General features: G+C 77.4%; 1 protein-coding gene. It reads left to right on the forward strand.

Features of this window, described 5'->3' with window-relative positions; genetic code table 11:
• On the forward strand, positions 1–11,287 hold an 11,287-nt coding region (locus ACFU7Z_RS26440), incomplete at its 5' end, for an SDR family NAD(P)-dependent oxidoreductase (RefSeq protein WP_380780084.1).
• Between the last annotated feature and the right edge of the window lie 9 nt (positions 11,288–11,296).

The following is an 11,296-nucleotide window of genomic DNA, read 5'->3' on the forward strand; positions in this document are numbered from 1 at the left end:
GGACACCGACCGGCTGCTCGGCGGCAACGCCGACGGCACCGGCGCCTCGTACGTCCGCGAGGGCGCGTTCCTGTACGGGGCCTCGCGGTTCGACGCGGGGTTCTTCGGGATCAGCCCGCGCGAGGCACTGGTCATGGACCCGCAGCAGCGGCTGCTGCTGGAGACCTCCTGGGAGGCCTTCGAGCGGGCCGGCATCGACCCGCGGTCGCTGCGCGGCAGCCGGACCGGCGTCTTCGCCGGCACCAACGGGCAGGACTACGCGGCGCTGGTGACCAGGGCCCCGGAGGCGGCCGAGGGGTACCTGGCGACCGGCATCGGCGCCAGCGTGGTCTCCGGCCGCATCTCCTACACCTTCGGTCTCGAGGGCCCGGCGGTCACCGTGGACACCGCCTGCTCCGCCTCGCTGGTCTCCCTCCACCTCGCCGTCCAGGCGCTCCGCCAGGGCGAGTGCTCGCTCGCCCTGGCGGGCGGGGTCACGGTGATGTCGACCCCGCTGTCCTTCGTGGAGTTCTCCAAGCAGCGCGGGCTCGCCTCGGACGGGCGCTGCAAGGCGTTCGCCGAGGCCGCGGACGGCACCGGCTGGGGCGAGGGCGCCGGCATGCTGCTGCTGGAGCGGCTCTCCGACGCCCGCCGCAACGGGCACCCGGTGCTCGCGGTGGTCCGCGGCAGCGCCGTCAACCAGGACGGCGCGTCCAGCGGTCTGACCGCCCCCAACGGCCCCTCCCAGCAGCGGGTCGTCCGCCAGGCCCTGGAGAACGCCCGGCTCTCCACCACCGACGTGGACGCCGTCGAGGCGCACGGCACCGGCACCCGGCTCGGCGACCCGATCGAGGCCCAGGCCCTGCTCGCCACCTACGGGCAGGACCGCGAACGGCCGCTGCTGCTCGGCTCGGTGAAGTCCAACATCGGGCACACCCAGGCCGCCGCCGGCGTGGCCGGCGTGATGAAGATGGTGCTGGCCATGCGGCACGGTCTGCTGCCGCGGACCCTGCACGTGGACGCGCCGTCCTCGCAGGTGGACTGGTCGGCGGGCGCGGTGGAGCTGCTCACCGAGGCCCGGGAGTGGCCGGAGACCGGCCGCCCGCGCCGGGCCGGTGTCTCCTCCTTCGGCGTCAGCGGCACCAACGCCCACGTCATCCTCGAACAGGCCCCCGAGGAGCAGCCCCCGCCGGCCGCACCGACCGGGCACGGCGCCCTGCCGTTCCTCCTCTCCGCCAAGACCGACCAGGCCCTGCGCGACCAGGCCCGCCGCCTGCGCGACCACCTGGACACCGAGGCAGCCTCGGCCGACCTCGGCCTCTCCCTCGCCGTCTCCCGCACACAGTTCGCCCACCGCGCGGCCGTGGTCGCCGCGGATGGCGCCGAACTCGCCGCCGCCCTGGAGGCGTTCGCGTCCGGCGAGGAGCCCGCCCGGCTGGTCTCCGGCACGGCCGACGTGACCGGCAAGACCGTCTTCGTCTTCCCCGGCCAGGGCTCGCAGTGGGTCGGGATGGCCGTCGAACTCCTCGACAGCGAGCCGGTGTTCGCCGAGCGGATCACCGAATGCGCCGACGCGCTGGCCGAGTTCACCGACTGGAAGCTGATCGACGTCCTGCGCGGCGCCGAGGGCGCCCCCGGATACGACCGGGTGGACGTCGTCCAGCCCGCCCTGTGGGCCGTCATGGTCTCCCTCGCCGCGCTCTGGCAGGCGTACGGCATCGAGCCCGACGCCGTCATCGGCCACTCCCAGGGCGAGATCGCCGCCGCCACCGTCGCCGGCGCCCTCGCCCTCCAGGACGGCGCCCGAATCGTGGCCCTGCGCTCCCAGGCCATCACCGCCATCGCCGGAAACGGCGGCATGGTCTCCGTCGCCCAGCCCGCCGGGGAGATCGACCTCACCCCCTGGCAGGACCGGATCTCCGTCGCCGCCGTCAACGGCCCCTCCTCCACGGTCGTCGCCGGAGACGCCGACGCCCTGGACGAGCTCCAGGCCGCCCTCGACGCCCGGGGCGTCCACGCCCGCCGCGTCCCCGTCGACTACGCCTCCCACTCCGCCCACGTCGAGCGGATCCAGGACGAGCTGCTCACCCTGCTCGCCCCCGTCACCCCCCGGACCTCCGAGGTGCCGTTCTACTCGACCGTGGACGACGCCTGGCTGGACACCGTCCGGCTGGACGCCGCGTACTGGTACCGCAACCTGCGCCAGACCGTCCGGCTGGAGGAGGCCGTCCGCGCCCTCGCCGCCGACGGCCACGCCTTCTTCGTCGAGGTCAGCCCGCACCCGGTGCTCGCCTCCGCCGTGCAGGACACCCTGGACGCCGCCGAGGCCACCGCCGTCGCGACCGGCACCCTGCGCCGCGACCACGGCGGCCCCGCCCGGTTCCGCTCGGCGCTCGCCGCCCTGCACGTCCGGGGGCGTGCGGTCGACTGGCCGGCCGTCTTCCCCGGCGCGCGGCGGACCGACCTGCCCACCTACCCCTTCCAGCACGAGCGGTACTGGCTGGAGGCCACCGCCTCCAACGGGGACGCCGTCGACCTCGGCCTCGGCTCCGCCGACCACCCGCTGCTCGGCGCCTCGCTCACCCTCGCCGACGACGACGGCCTGCTGCTCACCGGCCGGCTCTCGCTGCGCACCCACCCCTGGCTGGCCGACCACGCCGTGCTCGGCTCGGTCCTGCTGCCGGGCACCGCCTTCCTCGACCTGCTCGTCCACGCGGGCGACCAGGCCGGCTGCGACCAGGTCGACGAACTCGCCCTGGAGAGCCCGCTGGTGCTCCCGGAGACCGGCGGGATCGCCCTCCAGGTGCGGGTCGGCCCGGCCGACGAGAGCGGCCGGCGCGAGGTCACCGTCCACTCCCTCCGGGAGGACGCGCCGCTGGACGCGCCCTGGGTCCGGCACGCCAGCGGCTGGCTCGCCCAGGCCGCCGCACCGGCCGCCGCCGAGGACCTGACGGCCTGGCCGCCGGCCGGCGCCACCGCCGTCGACCTGGACGGCTACTACGAGCGGCTGGCCGCGGGCGGTCTCGGCTACGGCCCGGCCTTCCGCGGTCTGCGGGCCGCCTGGCTGGACGGCGACGACATCTACGCCGAGGTCCGGCTGCCCGAGGAGCAGCGCTCCCGGGCCGAGCGCTTCGGGCTGCACCCGGCGCTGCTGGACGCCGCCCTGCACGCGCTGGGCTGCGCCGTGGACGACGGCGAGGGCCTGAACCTGCTGCCGTTCGCCTGGAGCGGGGTGACCCTGCACGCCTCCGGCGCGGCCGAGCTGCGCGTGCGGCTCAGCCGCACCGGCCGGGACAGCGTCTCGCTGCTGGTCGCCGACCGGTCCGGCGCCCCGGTGGCCACCGCCGACTCCTTCGTGCTGCGCCCGATCGGCGCCGTCGGCACGGCCGCCCGGCCCGCCACCCCCGACTCGCTGTTCCGGATCGACTGGACCGCCGTCCCGCTGCCCGAGGACACCGTCGAGCCGTACCGGACCGACGGCCTGGACGCGCTGCCCGCCGAGGTGCCGGCCACCGTCCTGGTGCCGGTCGACGCACCGGCCGACGGCGGCACCGCCGAGCAGGCCCGCGCCGTCACCCACCGGGTGCTGGAGCTGCTCCAGGCCTGGCTGGCCGAGGACCGCTTCGCGGGGTCCCGGCTGGTCCTGGCCACCAGCGGCGCGGTCGCCGCCCACCCCGGCGAGGCCGTCACCGCCCTGGCCTGCGCCCCGCTCTGGGGCCTGGTCCGCTCCGCGCAGTCCGAGAACCCGGACCGGATCGTCCTGGTCGACCTGGACGGCACCGCCGCCTCGGCCGCCGCGCTGCCCGCCGCCCTCGCCACCGGAGAGCCCCAACTCGCCCTGCGCGAGGGCACGGTGCTGGCCGCGCGGCTGGCCCGCGCGGCCACCTCCGGCGCGCTCACCCCGCCCGCCGGCGAGCCCTGGCGGCTGGACACCACCGGCCGCGGCACCCTGGACAACCTCGTCCTGGCCGCCTGTCCGGACACCCTGGAGCCGCTCGCCCCCGGCCACGTCCGGGTCGCCCTGCGGGCCGGCGGCCTCAACTTCCGCGACGTGCTCAACGCGCTCGGCATGTACCCCGGCCAGGCCGGCCTGCTCGGCAACGAGGGCGCCGGCGTCGTCCTGGAGGTCGCCGGGGACGTCACCGCACTCGCCCCCGGCGACCGGGTGATGGGCATGTTCGCCGGCTCCTTCGGCACCACCGCCGTCACCGACCACCGGCTGCTGGTCCGGATCCCCCGGGGCTGGGACTTCACCGAGGCCGCGTCCACCCCGATCGTCTTCCTCACCGCCTACTACGCGCTGAAGGACCTGGCCGGGCTGCGCCCCGGCGAGTCCGTCCTGGTGCACGCCGCCGCCGGCGGCGTGGGCATGGCCGCCGTCCAGCTCGCCCGCCACCTGGGCGCCGAGGTGTACGGCACCGCCAGCCAGGGCAAGTGGGACGCGCTGCGGCCGCTCGGCCTGGACGACGCCCACCTGGCCGGCTCCCGCACGCTGGACTTCGGCCGCGAGTTCCTGGCGGCCACCGGCGGCCGCGGCGTGGACGTCGTGCTCAACGCGCTGGCCGGGGAGTTCGTCGACACCTCGCTCGGCCTGCTGCCCCGCGGCGGCCGGTTCGTCGAGATGGGCAAGACCGACATCCGGGACGCCGAGGAGGTCGCCGCCCGGCACCCCGGCGTCGCCTACCGCGCCTTCGAGCTGTTCGAGGCCGGCCCGGAGCGGATCGCCGCGATGCTCGCCGAGCTGGTCGACCTGTTCGAGGCCGGCGTGCTGCGGCCGCTGCCGATCACCACCTGGGACGTCCGCCGCTCGGTCGACGCCTTCCGGTACGTCAGCCAGGCCCGGCACACCGGCAAGGTCGTACTGACCGTGCCGCCCGCCCCCGACCCGGACGGCACCCTGCTGATCACCGGCGGCACCGGCACCCTCGGCTCCCTGCTCGCCCGCCACCTGGTCACCGAGCACGGCGTCCGCCACCTGCTGCTCACCAGCCGGACCGGCGCCGAGGCCCCCGGCGCGGCCGAGCTCACCGCCGAACTCCGCGCCCTCGGCGCCACCGTGACCGTCGCCGCCTGCGACGCCGCCGACCGCGACCGGCTCGCCGCCGTCCTCGCGGACATCCCCGCCGCGCACCCGCTCACCGGCGTGGTGCACACCGCCGGGGTGCTCGACGACGGCGTGATCGGCTCGCTCACCCCGGAGCGGATCGACGCGGTGCTGCGGCCCAAGGTCGACGGCGCGCTCAACCTGCACGAGCTGACGCTCGACCGGGACCTGGCCTGCTTCGTCCTGTTCTCCTCCGCCGCCGGTGTGCTCGGCGGCGCGGGCCAGGGCGGCTACGCCGCCGCCAACACCTTCCTGGACGCCCTCGCCCAGCACCGCCGGGCCCGCGGCCTGGCCGGCTCCGCGCTCGCCTGGGGCCTGTGGGAGCAGCGCAGCAGCATGACCGGGCACCTGGACGCCCGGGACGTCGAGCGGATGAGCGAGGGCGGCATGACCCCGCTCGGCTCGGAGCTCGGCATGGCCCTGTACGACGCGGCCGCCCTGCTGGACGAGCCGCTGCTGCTGCCCGCCGACCTCGACCTGTCCGCCCGGCGCGGCCGGGGCCCCGTCCCGGCGCTGCTGCGCGGCCTGCTCCGGGCCCCGGCCCGGCGCAAGGCCGAGGCGGTGTCCGGGCCGAGCGGCTCGGCGCTGACCCGCAGGCTGGCCGCCCTCCCCGAGGCGGACCGTACGGAGCTGCTGCTGGACCTGGTCCGCGGCCACGCGGCCTCGGTGCTCGGGCACGGCTCGGCGGAGGCGATCGACGCGGACCGCGCGTTCAAGGACCTCGGCTTCGACTCGCTGACGGCGGTGGAGCTGCGCAACCGGCTCGGCACCGCGACCGGGCTGCGCCTGCCCGCCACCCTGGTCTTCGACCACCCGAGCCCGACCGCGCTCGGCCGCCACCTGCGCGCCCGGCTGCTCGACGAGCAGGCCCCGGCGACCGCGGGACCGGCCGCGGCCACCGGCGCGACGGCCCGGGACGGCGACCAGGACACCATCGCGATCGTCGCGATGGGCTGCCGCTACCCCGGCGGGGTCGGCTCGCCCGAGGACCTGTGGCGGCTGCTGCGGGCCGGCGGCGACGCCCTGACCGGCTTCCCGGCCGACCGCGGCTGGGAGCCCGGCGGCCAGGGCGGGTTCCTGCACGACGCGGCCGAGTTCGACGCGGCCTTCTTCGGGATCAGCCCGCGCGAGGCGCTCGCCATGGACCCGCAGCAGCGGCTGCTGCTGGAGACCTCCTGGGAGGCCTTCGAGCGGGCGGGCATCGACCCGGCCTCGGTGCACGGCACCCGGGTCGGCGTGTTCACCGGCACCAGCGGCCAGGACTACGCCTCGCGGCTGCGCCGCGTCCCCGGCGAGGTCGAGGGCTACCTGGGCAACGGCAGCGCGGCCAGCGTGATCTCCGGCCGGGTGGCGTACACCTTCGGGCTCGAGGGCCCGGCGATCACCGTGGACACCGCCTGCTCCTCCTCGCTGGTGGCGCTGCACCTGGCGGCGGCCGCGCTGCGCCGCGGCGAGTGCGACCTGGCGCTGGCCGGCGGTGTGGCCGTGATGTCGACGCCCGGCCTGTTCGCCGAGTTCGACCGCCAGGGCGGCATGTCGGCGGACGGCCGCTGCAAGGCCTTCGCCGCCTCCGCCGACGGTACGGGCTTCGCCGAGGGCGTGGGCGTGCTGCTGGTCGAGCGCCTGTCGGACGCCCGCCGCAACGGGCACCCGGTGCTGGCGGTCGTCCGGGCCACCGCGATCAACCAGGACGGCGCCTCCAACGGGCTCACCGCCCCCAACGGCCCGGCCCAGGAGCGGGTGATCCGCGAGGCGCTGGCCGCCGCCGGCCTGGCCACCTCCGACGTGGACGCCGTGGAGGCGCACGGCACCGGCACCCGGCTCGGCGACCCGATCGAGGCCAACGCCCTGCTCGCCACCTACGGCCAGGGCCGCGAACTGCCGCTCCAGCTGGGCTCGTTGAAGTCCAACATCGGGCACTCCCAGGCCGCGGCCGGGGTCGGCGGCATCATCAAGATGGTGCTGGCGATGCACCACGGGGTGCTGCCCCGCACCCTGCACGTGGACGAGCCCACCCCGCACGTCGACTGGACGGCCGGATCGGTCGAGCTGCTCACCGAGGAGCGGGAGTGGCCGCAGACCGGCCGCCCGCGCCGGGCCGGCGTCTCCTCCTTCGGGATCAGCGGCACCAACGCCCACGTCATCGTCGAGCAGGCCCCCGAGGAGCAGCCCCCGCCGGCCGCGCCGACCGGGCACGGCGCCCTGCCGTTCCTCCTCTCGGCCCGCTCCGAGCAGGCGCTTTCCGCCCAGGCCGAGCGGCTGGCCGCCTTCCTGGCCGAGCGCCCGGAGGCCGTCCTGCCGGACCTCGCCCACTCGCTGACCGCCGCCCGGGCGGCGCTGCCGCACCGCGGCGCGGTGGTCGCCCGGGACCGCGAGGGCCTGCTGGACGGCCTGGCGGCCCTGGCCGCCGGCCGCGGCCCGCGCGGCACCGCCGCGACCGGGAAGACGGCCTTCCTCTTCACCGGCCAGGGCGCCCAACGCCCCGGCATGGGCCGGGAGTTGTACGACACCTACCCGGAGTTCGCGGACGCCTTCGACGCCGTCTGCGCCGAGCTGGACCGGCACCTGGAGCGGCCGCTGCGCGAGGTGGTGTTCCAGCAGGGCGAGCTGCTCGACCGGACCGGCTGGACCCAGCCCGCCCTGTTCGCCGTCGAGGTCGCCCTCTACCGCCTGGTCGAATCCTTCGGCGCGCGGCCGGACTTCGTCACCGGCCACTCGGTCGGCGAACTGGCCGCGGCCCACGTCGCCGGGGTGCTGTCGCTGGCCGACGCGGCCGCGCTGGTCGCCGCCCGCGGCCGGCTGATGGAGCAACTGCCCGCCGGCGGTGCGATGGTGGCGGTCCGCGCCACCGAGGAGGAGGTCCGGCCGCTGCTCACCGGGCAGGTCTCGCTGGCCGCGGTCAACGGCCCCGAGGCCGTGGTGATCGCCGGACCGGAGGAGCCGGTGCTGGCCGTCGCCGCCGCGCTCGCCGAGCGCGGGCGCAGCACCCGGCGGCTGCGGGTCAGCCACGCCTTCCACTCCCCGCTGATGGACCCGATGCTGGCGGAGTTCCGCGCCGTCGCCGAGTCGCTGACCTACCACCAGCCGCGGATCCCGCTGCCGGCCGAGGCCACCGACCCCGAGTACTGGGTGCGGCACGTCCGCGAGGCCGTCCGCTTCCACGACACGCTGCTCGCGCTCGCCGAGCGGGGCGTCACCACCTTCCTGGAGCTGGGCCCGGACGCGGTGCTCACCGCGGCCGGCCGGGAGAGCCTGCCCGGCTCCGGGTTCGCGCTGATCGCCGCCCAGCGCCGGGACCGGCCCGAGGAGCAGTCCCTGGTCGAGGCGCTGGCCGCGCTGCGGCTGCGCGGCGCCGCGGTCGACTGGTCGCGGCTGCTGCCCGGCGCCCGCCGGACCGAGCTGCCCACGTACGCCTTCCAGCGCGAGCGGTACTGGCTGGAGGACGACGGGGGCCCGGTCGGCCTGGCCGGGGCCGGACTCAGCTCGCCGGAGCACCCGATGCTCGGCGCGATGGCCGAACTGGCCGACGGCACGGGCTTCCTGTTCACCGGTTCGCTCTCCGAGCGGACCCACCCGTGGATCGCCGAGCACGGGGTGATGGGCCGCACCGTCGTCCCCGGCGTCGCCTACGCCGAGCTGGCCCTGCACGCCGCCGAGCAGGTGGGCTGCGACCGGGTCGAGGAGATCACCCACCTCGCGCCGCTGGTCCTGCCGCGCACCGGCAGCGTGCTGCTCCAGCTGCGGGTCGGCCCGGCCGACGCCGCGGGCCGGCGCCCGCTGGCCGTGCACTCGCGGCCGGAGGACGCCCCCGAGGGCGAGTGGACCCACCACGCCGACGCGGTGCTCGGCACCGGCGCCGGCGCCCCGGACTTCGACCTCCGGGCCTGGCCGCCGGCCGGCGCGGAGCAGGTCGACCTGACCGGCTTCTACCGGCGGGCCACCGAGACCGGCTTCGCCTACGGGCCGCTGTTCGCCGGCCTGACGGCGCTCTGGCGGCGCGGGGACGAGGTCTTCGCCGAGGTCGCGCTGCCCGAGGAGGGCCGTACGGCGGCCGCCCGGTTCGGCGTCCACCCCGGCATGTTCGACGCGGTGCTCCAGGCGATGGCCGCCTCCACCCTGCTGGAGCGGATCTCCACCGACGAGGCCCCGCACGGCCGGCTGCCCTTCGCCTGGACGGGCGTCGAGCTGTACGCCTCCGGCGCCGCCGCCGTCCGGGCCCGGCTCACCCCGGCCCGCACCGGCGGGGTGGCCTTCGCCATCGCCGACGCCACCGGTGCGCCGGTCGCCTCGGTGGAGTCCCTGGTGATGCGCCCGGTCTCGCCGGAGGCGATCACCGGGGCCGGCACGGGCGGCCGGGACGCGCTCTACCGGGTCGAGCCGGCCGAGCTGCGGCTCCCGGCGGCCCCGGCCACGGCCGACTGGGCGGTACTCGGCGAACCGGCCTTCGGCCTGCCGGGCCGGCCGGACCTGGCCGCCTTCGACGCGGCCGCCCCGCACACCGTCCTGGTGCCCTGGACGGCCGAGGGGGAGGGCCCGCTCGCCGAGCGGGTGCACGCCGCCACCGGCCGGGCGCTGACCCTCCTCCAGGAGTGGCTCGCCGACCAGCGGTTCGCCGACTCCCGGCTGGTGTTCGTCACCCGGCACGCGGCCGGGGCCGACCTCCGGGACCTCGCGCACGCCCCGCTCTGGGGCCTGGTCCGCTCGGCCCAGGCCGAGCACCCCGGCCGGTTCGTCCTGGTCGACCTGGACGGGGACGAGGCCTCCGCCGCCGTCCTGCCCGCCGCGCTGGCCACCGACGAGCCCCAGCTGGTCGTCCGCCGGGGCACGGTCTCCGCACCCCGGCTGGCCCGGGCCACCACCGCCGCCGACGCGACCGGCGACGCCACCGCCCCGGCCCTGCGCCCGGACGGCACGGTCCTGGTCACCGGAGCCACCGGTGCCCTCGGCCGGCTGGTCGCCCGCCACCTGGTCACCGCGCACGGCGTCCGCCGCCTGCTGCTCACCAGCCGCCGCGGCCCCCGGGCCGAGGGCGCGGACGACCTCACCGCCGAACTCACCGCGCTCGGCGCCGAGGTCACCCTCGCCGCCTGCGACGCGGCCGACCGGACGGCCCTGACGGCGCTGCTCGCCGCGCACGACGTCACCGCCGTGGTGCACACCGCCGGGGTGCTCGACGACGGCGTGCTCGACGCGCTCACCCCCGAGCGGGTCGCCGCCGTCCTGCGTCCCAAGGTCGACGGCGCGGTCAACCTGCACGAGCTGACGGCCGGCCGGGACCTGGACGCCTTCGTCCTGTTCTCCTCCGTCGCCGGGGTGCTCGGCGCCGCCGGACAGGCCGGCTACGCCGCCGCCAACACCTTCCTGGACGCGCTCGCCCGCAGCCGCCGCGCCGACGGCCTGCCGGGCACCGCGATCGCCTGGGGCCCGTGGCTGCTCGACGACCCGGCGCACGCCGGCATGGCGGGCGGGCTCGGCAGGGCCGACCTCGGCCGGCTGGCCCGCGGCGGGATGGCGCCGCTCCAGGCGGAGCAGGGCCTGGAGCTGTTCGACGCCGCCCGGACCGGCGCCGACCCGCTGGCCGTCGCGGTCCGGCTGAACCCGGCCGCCTTCCGGGGCGGCGAGGTGCCGCCGATGCTGCGCGGCCTGGTCCGCGCCACCGGCCGGCGGGCCGCCGAGACCGGCGCCGGCCAGGACCCGGCCCGCCGGATCGCCGGCCTCACCGGGGAGCACCGGACCCGGGCCCTGCTCGACCTGGTGCGCACCCAGGTGGCCGACGTACTCGGACACGCCTCGGCGGAGTCCGTACAGGCCACCCGGGCGTTCAAGGAGATCGGCTTCGACTCGCTGACCGCCGTGGAGCTGCGCAGCCGGCTGCACGAGGCGACCGGGCTGCGGCTGCCGGCCACCCTGGTGTTCGACTACCCGACCCCGGCCGCGCTGGCCGGCTTCCTCGACGGGCGGCTGCCCCGGGAGGGAGCACCGCGGGAGGAGCCCGTCCTCGCCGAGCTGGACCGGCTGGAGGCCGCCCTGGAGCGGCGGCTGGCGGACGGCCACGCGCTCGACGGCCTGTCGCCGCGCCTGCGGGCCCTGCTCGACCGCCTGGACGGCCCGGACGCCTCCGCGGCCGGCCTGGCCGGGGACGACAGCGACCTCGACGCCGCCTCCGACGACGAGCTCTTCGCCCTCGTCGACTCCCTGGACTGATCCAGGAAC

This window comes from Kitasatospora sp. NPDC057518, from assembly GCF_042802075.1.
Lineage (GTDB): Bacteria > Actinomycetota > Actinomycetes > Streptomycetales > Streptomycetaceae > Kitasatospora.